The organism is Kordiimonas sp. SCSIO 12603 (genome assembly GCF_024398035.1).
Classification (GTDB): domain Bacteria; phylum Pseudomonadota; class Alphaproteobacteria; order Sphingomonadales; family Kordiimonadaceae; genus Kordiimonas.
In genome coordinates this window covers 2,247,142-2,261,409 of the sequence record NZ_CP073748.1, presented here as the reverse complement: position 1 = coordinate 2,261,409, position 14,268 = coordinate 2,247,142, and the positions used below count along the sequence as shown (strand labels likewise).

General features: G+C 46.6%; 15 protein-coding genes. 4 read left to right on the top strand and 11 right to left on the bottom strand.

Features of this window, described 5'->3' with window-relative positions; translation table 11 throughout:
• Entirely contained in the window at window positions 1-1,320 is a 1,320-nt protein-coding gene (gene trmFO, locus KFE96_RS10425) for a methylenetetrahydrofolate--tRNA-(uracil(54)-C(5))-methyltransferase (FADH(2)-oxidizing) TrmFO (RefSeq protein ID WP_255832541.1), read from the top strand.
• Between the two features lie 36 nt (window positions 1,321-1,356).
• Here trmFO and KFE96_RS10420 read toward each other — a convergent pair whose 3' ends face one another.
• Both KFE96_RS10420 and KFE96_RS10415 read right to left on the bottom strand, forming a co-directional pair.
• Window positions 1,357-1,857, bottom strand: coding sequence for a hypothetical protein (locus KFE96_RS10420; RefSeq protein WP_255832540.1), 501 nt, complete (start codon window positions 1,855-1,857; stop codon window positions 1,357-1,359).
• The gene (locus KFE96_RS10415; protein ID WP_255832539.1) at window positions 1,854-2,414 is read right to left on the bottom strand and encodes a hypothetical protein; all 561 of its coding nucleotides are present in this window, start codon (window positions 2,412-2,414) and stop codon (window positions 1,854-1,856) included. The genes KFE96_RS10420 and KFE96_RS10415 overlap by 4 nt, the downstream gene beginning before the upstream one ends.
• Before the next feature lie 95 nt (window positions 2,415-2,509).
• Between KFE96_RS10415 and KFE96_RS10410 the strand changes: the two genes are divergently transcribed.
• Window positions 2,510-3,910, top strand: coding sequence for a M20/M25/M40 family metallo-hydrolase (locus tag KFE96_RS10410; RefSeq protein ID WP_255832538.1), 1,401 nt, complete (start codon window positions 2,510-2,512; stop codon window positions 3,908-3,910).
• A gap of 72 nt (window positions 3,911-3,982) precedes the next feature.
• On the opposite strand, the gene KFE96_RS10405 is transcribed toward KFE96_RS10410, so the two are convergent.
• From KFE96_RS10405 to KFE96_RS10385, 5 genes are all read right to left on the bottom strand, one after another.
• Entirely contained in the window at window positions 3,983-4,465 is a 483-nt protein-coding gene (locus tag KFE96_RS10405; protein ID WP_255832537.1) for a tetratricopeptide repeat protein, read from the bottom strand.
• 121 nt (window positions 4,466-4,586) lie between these two features.
• Window positions 4,587-5,894 carry an RsmB/NOP family class I SAM-dependent RNA methyltransferase gene (locus KFE96_RS10400; protein WP_255832536.1) on the bottom strand — a complete coding sequence of 436 codons (1,308 nt, stop codon included), beginning with the start codon at window positions 5,892-5,894 and terminating at the stop codon, window positions 4,587-4,589.
• Window positions 5,895-5,897: 3 nt separating this feature from the next.
• Window positions 5,898-7,370, bottom strand: a complete 1,473-nt coding sequence (gene guaB / locus KFE96_RS10395; protein WP_255832535.1) for an IMP dehydrogenase — start codon at window positions 7,368-7,370, stop codon at window positions 5,898-5,900.
• A gap of 129 nt (window positions 7,371-7,499) precedes the next feature.
• Window positions 7,500-8,213 (bottom strand): RlmE family RNA methyltransferase, encoded by a 714-nt coding sequence (locus KFE96_RS10390; protein ID WP_255832534.1) that lies wholly within the window; start codon window positions 8,211-8,213, stop codon window positions 7,500-7,502.
• Window positions 8,206-9,417 carry a Ppx/GppA phosphatase family protein gene (locus KFE96_RS10385; protein WP_255832533.1) on the bottom strand — a complete coding sequence of 404 codons (1,212 nt, stop codon included), beginning with the start codon at window positions 9,415-9,417 and terminating at the stop codon, window positions 8,206-8,208. Before KFE96_RS10385 ends, KFE96_RS10390 begins: the two co-directional genes overlap by 8 nt.
• A gap of 211 nt (window positions 9,418-9,628) precedes the next feature.
• Between KFE96_RS10385 and KFE96_RS10380 the strand changes: the two genes are divergently transcribed.
• A complete protein-coding gene (locus KFE96_RS10380; protein WP_255832532.1) occupies window positions 9,629-9,817 on the top strand; it encodes a hypothetical protein in 189 nt (62 codons plus the stop codon).
• 379 nt (window positions 9,818-10,196) lie between these two features.
• On the opposite strand, the gene KFE96_RS10375 is transcribed toward KFE96_RS10380, so the two are convergent.
• From KFE96_RS10375 to KFE96_RS10365, 3 genes are all read right to left on the bottom strand, one after another.
• Window positions 10,197-10,979 (bottom strand): SPOR domain-containing protein, encoded by a 783-nt coding sequence (locus KFE96_RS10375; RefSeq protein WP_255832531.1) that lies wholly within the window; start codon window positions 10,977-10,979, stop codon window positions 10,197-10,199.
• 142 nt (window positions 10,980-11,121) lie between these two features.
• Window positions 11,122-11,889, bottom strand: coding sequence for a CDP-diacylglycerol--serine O-phosphatidyltransferase (gene pssA, locus KFE96_RS10370; RefSeq protein ID WP_255832530.1), 768 nt, complete (start codon window positions 11,887-11,889; stop codon window positions 11,122-11,124).
• Between the two features lie 12 nt (window positions 11,890-11,901).
• Complete coding sequence (locus KFE96_RS10365) at window positions 11,902-12,561, bottom strand: phosphatidylserine decarboxylase (RefSeq protein ID WP_255832529.1); 660 nt, start codon at window positions 12,559-12,561, stop codon at window positions 11,902-11,904.
• A gap of 234 nt (window positions 12,562-12,795) precedes the next feature.
• Between KFE96_RS10365 and KFE96_RS10360 the strand changes: the two genes are divergently transcribed.
• Complete coding sequence (locus KFE96_RS10360; protein WP_255832528.1) at window positions 12,796-13,203, top strand: hypothetical protein; 408 nt, start codon at window positions 12,796-12,798, stop codon at window positions 13,201-13,203.
• Window position 13,204: 1 nt separating this feature from the next.
• On the opposite strand, the gene KFE96_RS10355 is transcribed toward KFE96_RS10360, so the two are convergent.
• Complete coding sequence (locus KFE96_RS10355; RefSeq protein WP_255832527.1) at window positions 13,205-14,248, bottom strand: LysM peptidoglycan-binding domain-containing protein; 1,044 nt, start codon at window positions 14,246-14,248, stop codon at window positions 13,205-13,207.
• Between the last annotated feature and the right edge of the window lie 20 nt (window positions 14,249-14,268).

Sequence of the window (14,268 nt, the reverse complement as noted above, 5' to 3'; positions counted from 1 at the left end):
ATGGATCCTATTCATATCATTGGTGGTGGCCTCGCAGGCTCGGAAGCAGCATGGCAAATCGCGGAACAAGGTGTTCCTGTAATCTTGCACGAAATGCGCGGTGTTAAGAAAACAGATGCTCACCATACAGATGGTCTCGCGGAAATGGTTTGTTCCAATTCTTTCCGTTCTGATGATTATGAAAATAATGCCGTGGGCCTGCTGCACGAAGAAATGCGTCGGATGAATTCACTCATCATGGCAGCGGCAGAGCGCAACAAAGTGCCAGCGGGTTCAGCCCTTGCGGTTGACCGTGACGCTTTCTCTGAAGATGTAACTAAAACGCTGGAAGCACACCCGCTTGTAACCATTGAGCGTGAAGAGATCGCTGGCCTACCGCCTAAAGAGTGGGACAACGTGATTGTGGCAACAGGCCCCTTAACCTCACCTGCTCTCTCTGAAGCCGTTCTTGAACTATGCGGTGAAGACGGCCTTGCTTTCTTTGATGCGATTGCACCGATCGTATATAAAGACAGCATTAACTTTGATAAAGCATGGTACCAAAGCCGCTATGATAAAGGCGATGGCGCTGACTACATCAACCTGCCAATGAGCAAAGAACAGTATGATGAGTTCATCACTGATCTAAATGAAGGTGAAAAAACAGACTTTAAAGAATGGGAAGAAAAAACTCCTTACTTTGAAGGCTGTATGCCAATTGAAGTAATGGCAGAGCGCGGTCCTGAAACACTTCGTTTTGGTCCAATGAAGCCCGTTGGCCTTCAAAGCCCTCATACAGATGAGCCACACCATGCTGTTGTGCAGCTCCGTCAGGATAACAAACTCGGCACGCTTTATAATATTGTTGGTTTCCAAACCAAACTTAAGTACGGTGAACAACAGCGTATTTTCCGCAAAATTCCAGGTCTTGAGGATGCCAAATTCGCTCGCCTTGGCGGCCTTCACCGCAACACTTTCATCAACAGCCCATTGGTGCTTGATGGCTTGATGCGCATGAAAGCAGATACACGCTTAAGATTCGCTGGCCAGATGACAGGGGTCGAAGGTTATGTTGAAAGCGCAGCTATGGGTCTTATTTGTGGTCGCTTCGCCGCAACAGAACGCAAAGGTGGTACACCTATTGCGCCACCAGAAACTACAGCCTTTGGTGCCCTTATTAATCACATCACAGGCGGCGCTGACGCTAAAACATTCCAACCAATGAATGTGAACTTCGGCCTATTCCCTCCGTTTGAACACAGAGTGAAGAAAAAGGAACGTAAACCAGCCATGAGCAAACGCGCTCTTGAAGATTTAGCAAGCTGGATGGAAAATCTTTAGCAATAAAAAAAGCCCTGAAGTATCAGGGCTTTTTCTTTATTCAAAATCACCAAGGATAGCAGAGCGTACAAAACTATATTCTCTGCCATTTAACATGCGGTGCACCTCTTGACTGAAGGCTTCCATATGCTCCTGCACCGCTTCAATTCCCTGACTATAGAATACAGCCGCCATATACATACCAGCCTGTCTAATCGGCCATTTGTCCTCGGAGCAGCATAACAGCACACGCCTTTCTTCAACCTCCGCATTCATAAGATTCACGAAGCTGAACAGCTCTTCTCTGCACTCAAGTTTATCCGATAACTTTTCGGGAATACCCTTAGAAGGTAGATCATAGGGCGTAACATTCGGCGCCAATTTTTCCAGCCGCCTGATTTTCTGGCGATCGTTGATACCAATTTTACAGATGTGTGTCGGCTGAAAACTAGCATGCACTAAAGGCAGGTCACCTTCGCGAACGCAAACGGCTATGGAGCGTTTTTTATTCAACCGAAAGATATTATGGCCCTTCAGCCGTTCCATCTGCACAATCACAGTATTCGCTCCCGTTCATATTTCTCAACCATCCATAAGGTGGAAGCATCTTCTTTAATGATAGACTGTGCGGCTTTTATGGCAGCATCATATTCCTTAATATCAACACAGATAGGCTTCAAACCATTGTAGCGCCAGTAAACCCCTTCGGTATCACGGATTTTATCATCGCGGCGCGGGTTAGACCAACTATCAATATAAACCATTTTTGAATAGCGGCGTGCGGTACAAAAAAGCCACCAACATTCCCAAACACCACAGTCACAGCCATAAGGAATCATCGTGAATTCCTTATCCAAAGACCGGCACATAATCTCAACGGTTCCCAGTGTCGGAACATAAGCGCCAGCAGGTTCATAACCACACTCGACTTCATACGCCTTTATTGTCTCAAGATATGAAATGCCATCAATGACCATGTCAAACACCATGCCTTTATCTGCATAATGCCCAACAGGCTTGAGTTCGAAACGATTTAAACCCTGAATTTCCATATTCCCCCATCCGGCTTCTGGAATATTATCATTTGTATAAAGCACACAATCTTTTGATTTCACAACAGATAAACTTAGCCCTTAACCAAAGCCTTGATACTTGACGCTCCAACTGCAATCCAGCACTGTAGCGGGCGAAAACCTACTAGGGGGAAACCATGTTACTTTCCAAGTCATTGCAGGCAGCAACAGCTGCCGCACTTTTATTTGCAGCGCCTGTTTTTGCGCAGCAACCAGATATCGCTGATCAAACAGTTGATACAGCAAAAATGCTCAGGGATGCTGCCCTCAAAGATGATACAGCTTATAACTTGCTGGAATCACTCACGACAGAAATTGGCCCTCGCCTTGCCGGCAGCCCTAAAGAACAAGAAGCGATTGATTGGGCTATCGCTAAATTTAAAAAACTAGGCTTTGATAAAGTTTATACTGAACCAGTAATGGTGCCTTACTGGGAACGCCTTTCTGAACACGCCGAAGTACTGGCTCCATTTACACAGCCACTTCACATCACCGCACTTGGTAAATCTGTTGGAACACCTGAAGGTGGCGTAACGGCAGAAATCGCACACTTCAAAACCTTTGAAGACCTTCAAAAAGCAGATGCAAGCGATATTAAAGGCAAAATCGTCTTTATTTCCAACCGAATGGAACGTCATATTGATGGCGCCGGCTACGGCCCTGCTGTTCGTGCGCGTGGTGCAGGTGCGGTTGAAGCCTCCAAAAAGGGTGCGTTGGCCATTGTGATCCGCTCTATCGGCACAGATAGCCACCGCCTGCCCCATACTGGTGGCGTGAACTACGTTGAAGGCGTGAAGCCAATTGCTGCGGCAGCTCTTTCCAATCCAGATGCAGACCTTATGGAACGGATACTAACACGCGGGAAACCAATCACGCTCAAACTTGATATTCAGGTTAAGCACCACGGCGAGGTGGAAATGGCGAACGTGATTGGTGAAATTACTGGCCGTGAACAACCAGAAGATATCGTGCTCATCGGCGGACACCTTGACAGCTGGGATCTAGGTACAGGCGCGGTTGATGACGGTGCAGGTGTTGCTATTACCATGGCTACAGCTGATCTTATTAACCGCCTTGCACCACAGCGCCCCCGCAAAACAATCCGCGTTGTATTGTTTGCCGCCGAGGAAATTGGTCTCGTTGGCGCACGTCAATATGCCAAAGTTCATGGTGATGATGCCGGAAAACACCACCAAATTGGTGCAGAGTCAGATTTCGGTGCTGGCCCAATTTGGGCACTGGCTTCGAATGTAAATCGCGATTCTACTTTCGTGGTTGATAAAATGGCTCAGCTTATGCGCCCTCTTGGCGTTCTTCGCCACGAACGTAAATCAAGTGGTGGTCCAGACGTAGGCCAAATGGGCCGTGCAGGCATGCCAACCCTTGATCTGATGCAAGACGGTACTGACTATTTTGATCTGCACCACACCGCAGACGACACACTTGATAAAGTGAAACCTGAACACATGCGGAAGAATGTGGCTGCGTGGGCTGTATTCACTTATATCGCCGCTGAATGGCCGGGCGAATTCAAATAAATACCATAATGACCCAATAAAAAAAGGCGCCGATTGGCGCCTTTTCTTTTGAGGTAATCAATACAGCAAGTTTTAACCTTGCTCTTTTTGATCCTCATCAGCTTTTCTAGCTTTATAGCCTTCAATACTGGTCTCAACGGTATCCAGTGCCTTACAGCCATTTGGGCAAAGACGCGATAGCTTAGAAAGGTTACTTTCAGCTCTGTCAATCATGTCTCGCTTTAGAAATGCCAGTGCCTGAGCCTCAAGAGCAGGCAGTGCGTTTGGTTCGATCTCAAGCGCATGACGGTAATACTTAAGGCTACGGCCAATACGACCTTCCGCCTCATGGGTTTGACCAAGACCAATTAACGCGGTCACATTTGCAGGATTTGCTACAATAGCACGCTCAAACAAAACCTGTGCTTGGGCATTATTCTCTGATCTAAGCGCAACATTCGCTTCAGCTACATACTTTTCTGAAACCTGCTTATATTTTTCATTTGTTTGCGCAAACGCTGGTGCAGCAAATAAACTAACGGCTACCACAACGGAAAAAACGGAACGTACAATCATTGATACCTCTGCTATCTATTACAAAACCAGCCTAACGGCATTTATACTTATTGTCTGCTTTTTTAGACCATTCGTGCATTTTACACGACGAATCTATCTAAAATCATAACACCGAAGTTGGTTATCTCTGTAAAATTGCGATAAAGAATCCGTCAGTACCGTGCATATGAGGAGCAAGTTGCAAGCATTCTTCCATGCTGGAGAGGCTTTTAGGTACCTCTGTTTCCAGCACTTCATTCCATACATTACGGTAATCAACGAGCTTCCATTCAGGCTGCTGTTTCATGAACCGGCTTACAATCCGTTCATTTTCTTGCGGGAGCACAGAACATGTCATGTAAATCAGACGACCACCTTCTTTGACAAGTGGCGCAGCTTCTTTAAGTAAACCTAATTGTGTTGCGTACATATCAGATAGGTTATCACTAGAGAAACGCCAGCGCTGATCAGGGCTACGGCGCCAAGTGCCCGTTCCCGTACACGGTACATCCACATAAACACGGTCACAGGCAGCTTTGAACCCAGCGAGTGCCTCAGTCCGGCTCTCAACATCCATATTCAGAAGCTTTACCTGAATATTACGTGCCCCTGCTCGCTCAATCCGCTTTTCACATTCACGCAACCGTTTACGCGAAACATCCAAGGCATAGAGTTGGCCTTTATTAGCCATTTGGCCTGCAACTGTGAGAGATTTACCTCCAGCGCCAGCACAAAGATCAAGTACCTGCATACCGGGCTGAGCACCAACAAGAAGCGAAGCCAATTGCGCTGCTTCATCCTGTACTTCTACTTCACCAGCCTTATATTCCTTCATACCTGCAAGGTTTGGCTTGGTATGAGATCGAAGGCCAAGGCTTGAATATGATGTGCGCTCCGCGCCCTCTGGCAATAATGTCAGATAATCATTGATCTCTCGTTTGGCTTTAAACTTGTTGACACGAAGATCAAGAGAAGCTGCAGTGTTAAGCGCTTTTGCGGCTTCTATCGCGTGTTTACCAAATCGCTCTTTAAAACCAGTTTGCGCCCATTCAGGAATATTTGCGGAAATCTCTTCCGGTACTGCATCAAGGACCTGAAGCTTTTCTATTAGATCAACTTCATCTTCAGTCAGCGCATCAGGGCCGTAACCATCTTCTTCCCCAAACAGTGGCAGCATATCTGCAGATTCTACGGCTAAATAGGACAGCACAGCATAACGTGCCGTAAGCTTTGCATCTACATTCTCAAGCGCCCAGAGGTGATAAGCTCTCGAACGCAGATAACCATAAACCCACTCACTGATAGTGCGGCGATCTTTTGAACCGGCGTAACGGCGTTCGCGGAAATATGTGTTTACGATAGAATCAGCAGGGGCACCGCTTGCTGCGATGCCCCCTTCGATTTCCTCAACCAGCTCTATAAAAGCTGCAATTCTTGCGGATGGCCGCATTGATTACCTTCCTGAAGGATAGTTTGGCGATTCACGTGTAATCGTTACATCGTGAACGTGGCTTTCACTGAGGCCAGAGTTTGTAATACGAACAAATTCAGCACCAGTACGCATATCAGTGATTGTACGGCTACCTGTGTAACCCATGCTGGCACGAAGACCGCCAACAAGCTGGTGAAGCACATTTCCAGCGGGGCCTTTATATGGCACCTGACCTTCAACACCTTCTGGCACAAGCTTCAGTGTATCTTTCACATCGTCCTGGAAATAACGGTCAGCAGAACCACGCGCCATCGCACCAACTGATCCCATGCCGCGGTATGCTTTATAAGAACGACCTTGATAAAGGAACACTTCACCTGGTGCTTCTTCCGTACCAGCAAGGAGCGATCCAACCATACACACGCTCGCGCCGCCTGCTACTGCTTTCGCCACATCACCAGATGTACGCAAGCCACCATCAGCAATAATCGGAATACCGTGTTTGTCAGCTGCTTTTGCAACATCAGAAACCGCCGTAAGCTGTGGTACACCAACACCAGCAACGATACGTGTTGTACAAATAGAGCCCGGGCCAATACCAACTTTAATACAGTCCGCGCCTGCGCCAATAAGCGCTTCAGCTGCAGCAGCTGTTGCAACGTTACCAGCCACAAGCTGAACATGGCCCCAAGTTTTCTTGATCTTTTCAACCTGTTCAACAACACGTGCTGAATGGCCGTGCGCTGTATCAAGAACGATCAAATCACATTCTGCATCAACGAGAGCACCAGCGCGTTCGTAACCCTTGTCGCCTACTGTTGTTGCCGCAGCAACCCGGAGACGTCCCTGCTCATCTTTACAAGCATCAGGGTTAGCAACCGCTTTTTCCATATCCTTAACAGTGATAAGCCCCACACAGCGGTCTTCACCATCAACAACAATCAGTTTTTCAATGCGGTGCTGATGGAACAGGCGTTTTGCTTCATCACTGGAAACACCTTCGCGAACCTTAACCACTTCTTTGGTCATAAGCTCAGAAACTGGCTGTTCGCTCGCAGTAAGGAAGCGAACATCACGGTTTGTGATGATACCTACAAGCTTTTTGGGACCAGCACCATTTCCGCGCTCAACAATCGGAATACCAGAGATTTTATGGCGGCTCATAAGCGCCATAGCATCAGCAACTGATTGGTCCGGATACATCGTAACCGGGTTCACCACCATACCAGATTCGTATTTTTTAACGCGGCGGACCATTTCGGCCTGCTCATCATCTGTCATATTACGGTGAATAACGCCCATACCACCTGCTTGCGCCATGCCAATAGCCATTGGCGCTTCTGTCACTGTATCCATAGCGGCAGAAAGAAGGGGAATGTTAAGGCTAATGCTTTTTGTAACGTTTGTGCGCACATCCACTTGGGCGGGCATTACATCACTAGCTGCTGGGACGAGAAGAACATCATCAAAGGTAAGACCGAGGCGAATATCCATAAGTTTTCCTGCTCAAAGTTAATACTGACTGATGACCAACCCATCGAGCCAGATCCAGGTTTTGGATGTTCGCCGTTCCATACCCCGAACTGAGAGCAAAGACAATGCTAATCTTGTAAATTTTACAAACTATTCATCTTCAGGCTTTTTTCGACCCTTAAAGCCCTGTGCCACAACGAACCATTCCTTGGAGCCCGCGCGGCTTGATGGCGGTTTGGCATGCTTCACTGTTTTAAAGTGTGTTTGCATCTTTTTCATAAGCGTTGCATCAGCCCCGCCTGCCAGTACTTTCGCGGCGAAGCTTCCGCCCTCACCCAGCACTTTTATGGCAAAATCAAGTGCGGCATCAGCCAGAGACATAGTTCTGATCTGATCCGTCTGCTTATGCCCGGTTGCAGCATTGGCCATATCTGAAAGTACAACGTCCACAGGTCCGTCCAACTCTTTCATCAAACGTTCTTCAGCATCCAAGCTCAGAAAATCCATAACCCAGAGGTTAGCGCCTGGGATTGGTTCCACTTCCTGAAGGTCAATACCAACAATCTGCGCCTCTTCGCCAAGACGTTCCGTTAGAACCTGTGTCCAACCACCTGGTGCACAGCCAAGATCAACAACTCGTTTAGCTTTCTTGAGGATTTCAAAGCGTTCATCAATCTCAATAAGCTTAAAAGCTGCCCGCGAGCGGTAACCAAGGCGGTTTGCCTCTGCTACATACGGGTCATTCAACTGACGCTGCAACCAACGGGTAGAAGATGATTTACGGCCACGCGCTGTTTTCACGCGCACTTTCGCACCGCGCGCTCTACTACGTGGATTTGATTCGGTATTCCAACCTTTAGCCATTGTTACGGCGCCTCTTGTTCTTACCGCGCCTGTCTGCGCGTATGGGCATTTTACCAGTTTGCATCAAGCCGCGTAAGATACCTTCTCTGATACCTCTGTCAGCTACACGAAGGCTGGGTACCTGCCACATTCCGAGGATAGCTTCAAGTATTGCGCACCCCGCAACCACCAAATCAGCTCTTTCAGAGCCAATACAAGGCTGCGCTGAGCGTTCTTCATGGGTCATCTGCGCAACACGGCGGCTCAAGGATTTAATATCTTCTGACTTCATCCAGGCGCCATCCACTTTTTCGCGGATATAACGTGGCAACTCCAAATGCAAACTCGCAAGCGTGGTTACTGTACCTGACGTTCCCAAAAACTGGGTTTTTTTACGCCTCACTACCTCAGAAATATCATGAGCCTCTTCAAATTCGATAAGATGATCCTTCACCGTACCAACCATACGGGCATACTGTTCGTCTGGTAGACGCACACCCGGCTCGCCATATTCTTCAGAAAGATTTACTACCCCCCATGGGATAGACATCCAACCACGCATTTCAGTACCACCACCCGGTAGTACGCGAACCCAAATCAATTCGGTACTTCCACCGCCAATATCAAATACCAATGCATTCTTATTACCGGGTGCGATTAAGGACTGACACCCCATAACAGCAAGCCGGGCTTCTTCACCCGTGGAAATAATATCAAGATTGATACCTGTTTCTGCCTTCACCCGCGCAACAAACTCTTCGGCATTATCTGCCACACGGCAAGCCTCTGTTGCTACATGGCGCATACAGGTTACATTTCGGCGCGCAATTTTTTCCGCGCAAACTTTAAGTGCAGCAATAGTACGGTCCATTGCTTCGTCAGATAATCGATTATTCTGGGAAACCCCTTCACCTAAGCGAACGATTCTGGAAAAAGCATCAATAACCCGAAAGCCTTGGCGTGTAGGTTTTGCGATTAGCAGGCGACAATTATTAGTGCCTAAATCTATCGCACTATATACGCCTCGGCTTGTAAAGCGATTAACGGCTGGGTCAGTTTGGTCATTACGAGCAGAGACACGATGGTTAGGAGCTTTCGAGCCGGAGTGGTCTTTCCCACCACGGCGGCGACGGCGTCTATTCCTATCGTTCTTAGAGGCTTGAGAGCCTTTCACATTGTCAGAAGCCGCATTACCGCTGCGATCTTCCTTTACTTCCAACGACATTACACGTCTCTGTCTTCTTATATTTCTTTCATAACCAACATACTATTCATATGAGGCTATTCACTTAATTCCTGTTTAGCACTGTTCCTGCGCAAAACGAAATCAATTGTCACAAAACTGCTACTTTCAAGCTTTTAAGAAAAATGTTCTCATTTTGTTCTTGACGTAACATTTTATATAACATAAGAACATAACAAGAACGGAGAAAACTATGCTTACACTTTCACAGGTTATCATTCTGTTGGTTTTCATTGCCCTCGGCAGCGCAGGTATCGCCGCTATGCAAGATGGCATTTCAATGGTGTTTAAGCATTTCACTCGTGATGTAGAGTTCAAAAAGCCAGAACCTACAAGAGTATTTTCACGTTCGTCCAACACCGGCCGCCCATTACATTATTGATTGCGGCTTTTCCAACCGTCCAGAAACGCCCTTACTTAGCCTCAGTTCACTGAGGCTTTTTTTATGGTGATAATTTTTAAGAAGGCTGAAATAAGAAAGGCGCAGAGAACAGCCAAGACAAACCGTTCACCTGCGCCTAATCCGAGCTAACCCCCCAGGTGTGCCCGGCCCTCAAAACTTCAGGCTGCCATCTCTGGCGCCACTTGCCAACCGCACCTCCCCAAGTTGATTGGCGAATAAGCTTAATGAAGGTGATTAGCATCCGACAAAATTTTGCAGCGGGTGTCAAGCCGCATTATGAATAAAAGTCACTTTTTGTTAATAATTAGAAAATGAAAAGTCACAGTGTGCCAATGAAAGCACACTGTGTACTGACCTATCAGCTGATAGGCTCACCTTGATATTCGGAAACTCTGCAATATTGCTCAGGCGCAGCTTCCTTAATTCGGCCACACAACTCTTCTGCTTCCTGCTCGTTTACAAGAGGCCCGGCAATTAATCGCAAGAAAGTACCAACACCTTCTTGAGTTTGTGTATAGATAAGAGGTGTCAAACCATCCAACTCTGATGAATATGAAGATTGGATACCGCTCCAGCCAGAAGCAACTTGATCTTGTGACCGATACGAAGACAGATGCACGCCATAAAACGTTGATTGTGTTTCTGCCACTGTTTTGCTCACAGGAGTAGCCTCGGTTTCGTCAGAGGTATTAGCACTCACCACCGAATTTCCTGTCGGCGCTAAATCGCTATCAAATTCAGCTGTTTGCTCTGCCATTTCTACAGTAAAGATACGCGTTTCAAGCTTTTTTAACTGCTCACGCATAAAGGTAACATCTGACTTTACCTTTTTAATATTCGCATCTACCTGCGGGTCACGTTTAACAGTTGAAAGCTTGGCCTCCATGGCTGAAAGCTTACTATCCTGCATTCTTATTTGCTGTACTAGTTCAATATAGAGACGTTCAAGCGCATCAAAGCGATCCCGAATTTCTCTATGGTTATCAGTTACAACACCAACTTCTTCTTCAAGGACCTGTTGCCTCGCCTCCACAAGAACTTCTTGGCCCTGCCAAAGGTTACCGCTGGAACCACATGCTGAAAGTGCAAATAAACTTGAGGCAGTAATTACCGCCTTAAGGCCATTTTTTCTCAGTCCCATTTGTTTTCGCTCAACACCCGCCATTTTCTTGCCTTTCCGATAACAAGATTTCTCCTTTAAAAACAGCCTTCTAATCTGCTTTACAGAGAAAAATCAGATATATTCGGTTTTTAAATAAGCAAGTTAGGTGCCAAAGATTAGACTAGCCGCGGGTTTTACGTTCAACCCGTCTACGGTAAGAAATATAGGTAAGTGGCATAGTGGCAAGATAACCTACCCCAATAATGATAAGCACCAGCCAAGTACGTACAAAAAGACCAGCGATAAGGGTAGCAATAACGACAAGAAGCGGTACAAACCAAGCTTTTGGCGCCCTTAATGCCTTCAGCGACAACGTAGGTAAAGTAGACACCATAAGGAAGACTACCACGATTGCATACCCGCAGATAATCAGGCCATTTTCTTTTGCGAGATTCTGCCCAAGGGCAAAATCAATCATCATAGGCAAGAGTAAGAGCCCAGCCCCCATAGGAGCAGGAACACCAGTGAGAAAGCCCGTACGCTTAATTGGCTCTTCTTCATCATCAAGGCGTGCGTTAAAGCGTGCCAGCCTCAGAGCCATTGCACTCGCATAGATAAGCGCAACAGCCCAGCCCATACGGTCTAAGCCTTCAAGCACCCATAAATAAAGAATTACAGCAGGCGCAACACCAAAAGCCACGACATCTGATAGAGAATCAAGCTCTGCACCAAATTTACTAGTACTTTTCAGAAGGCGCGCCACTGTTCCGTCCAGACCATCAAAAATGCCCGCCAGCAACACAGCCCCTACGGCTAATTCCCATTTTCCAGACAAGGCAAACTTGATGGATGTCAGGCCTGACATAAAGGCAAACAGCGTTACCACACTTGGTAACACTGTTCTGATGGAAATAGATTTAAATAAAAGAGGTCGCTTCTGGCTAGACAAGGTCAATCTCGCTTATTTATTGCGTGCAATAACAGTTTCGCCGCCGATCATTGTTTGACCAACCTTCACCGTAGCTTCCTGTCCTTTATCCAGGTAAATATCCGTACGACTACCAAAACGAATCAAGCCAAAGCGATCACCACGCTCAACCTCTTGATCTACCTCAAGATCACATAGAATCTTACGAGCAACAAGGCCAGCTACCTGTGCGAATGCAATGTCGTGACCTTCTTCAGTTGTCATACGAACCAACTGCCGTTCATTTTCTTCGCTTGCTTCAGCTGCAGCTGCATTCAGGTATTTACCTGGAACATATGCAAGGCCCGTGATTTTACCTTTTGCAGGAACACGGTTCACATGAACATTGAAAACAGAAAGAAAAACAGAAATACGTGTGCGCGGCTCGCTACCCATACCAAGTTCCGCAGGCGGCGTAGCTTCAACTACCGCAGAAACTATACCATCAGCAGGGCTGATAAGTACACCTTGCTCATCTGGAATAACACGTTCCGGATCCCTGAAGAAATAAACACACCATGCAGTCAGCACAAGGCTAACCCACCCCAAAGGCTCAGCAAGGAAGAATAATCCGATTGAAGCCAACAAGAAGATAAAGACAAATCTATGCCCTTCTTTGTTGATCGGTGTCATCACCACGTCCATTGCATTCATGATATGCCTCTATCTTTTAGGGCTTTCGCCAATATTTATTACTAAAACAGTGCCACTATTACATAATTAGGGATCATCTGTTTATTATTTAAGGGATATTTACGGCAAATTTGCTCCAGCTCAAATTCATTTTTTTATTCTTTACATTTTTTCGTCTCCAGCCTTAACTCTTAGTTAAACATAAAAAGAGATGCTTATAGACATCTTGGGCTGTTGTAGTTGGAATCCAAACCTATGAAATTAAATGAACATCTCTCAAAAGCTGAAACTCATCTAGACAGCTTGGGCGATCATGAAATCAGTAATTTTGATTTCAATTGGGAAGGCATTCAATTTCATGCTGCTGCAATGGAAAGTAGTGAAGGTGCTTCATTTATTAAAGTAGATGGTGCTCTCGGCAGGCTGTTTTACACGATAGAAGACAAAAACCAGCGCGCGATTGCCATAGAACAGCTTTATTCTACAAATCGGCAAATTGATGGTAAATACTCCATTAGCCCACGCGGTGATGTAAGCTTTACGAGCGTTACCAAAACAGAAGAAACTAAAAGCGGCTCTGAACTGATGACAGCCGTAACAGTTATTCTGTTAGAGGCAGAGCGTCATCTTCGTTCACTAAGAACCCACCTAAAAGTCGCTTAATTCAGCCTTCTGATTTATTTGGATTGGGGAGCTTGAACAGCTGACCCGGGTAAATTTTATCGGGATCAAGAATTTGTTCGCTATTTTCCTGGAAAATAAGAGTATAACGGAAACCAGAACCATAGAGCTGACGTGCAATCTGCCATAATGTATTCCCTGGTTTCACAAGAACACCGCCGGACGCAGTAGAAGCGTCAATTGGCTCGCCAGTTTCAAATGGCTGCTCCACCCGAAGCTGAACCCGGCCTTCCGCAATGGTCTGATCAAGCCTTATAAGGTGCTTTCCTGGTTCAAGAACATTATTTGTGTAAGGCACAGCCCACCGGCCACCATCATCAGCACGTACACTACCAACAAATCGACCATCCAGATACAATCGCACTTCTACACGAGGCAGTGAACGCCCTGTAAACACCGGATCCCCGCCACTACCATAATCAATGGTATCAAGCGTCAGGCTTTCACCAACTTCCGCATATGCGGCCACGCCGGGCTTCTGAAGAACAGTACTGCTGCCCTGCCCGTCTTTAGGCGTTAGAACAGCAACAACACCATTTTGAGACCGTTCCAAAAAACGGTTATCTTCTCGTTCAGGCACAGAAACGACAACAACATCATCTGCCTCAGCAACTTCCGTTCCGCCAGTCTCCTGGGCTTTTAAGTTTAATTCTACAGAGCCCGCTTCAAGCGGCTCTTCAAGAATCATTACCCATTCACCATTTTCATCGGCTGTAACTTCTGAAATTTTCCGGCCATTTGCATATAATTCAACCTGAGCACCCGGCGCCATACGACCAGCAATAACTCCTGTGCCACCACGGGAAATACGTACCAGATCGAATTCAGGCACCTTTGCACTCTCTTGTGCTTGCTCTTCAGGTGAAGATGAAGGGGAAACCGTAGAAGTTTGTTGTTGCGGAACTGGAAGAGCGGAATCTTCAGCTGGCCACATCACATAGCCAACTGCAGCAACAACCGCTGCAATAGAAACACCAATAATAATGTTTCTTCGTGTATCATCACTTTTTGTAACGAGAGGCCCCATATAACTCCGCTTACTCTTCT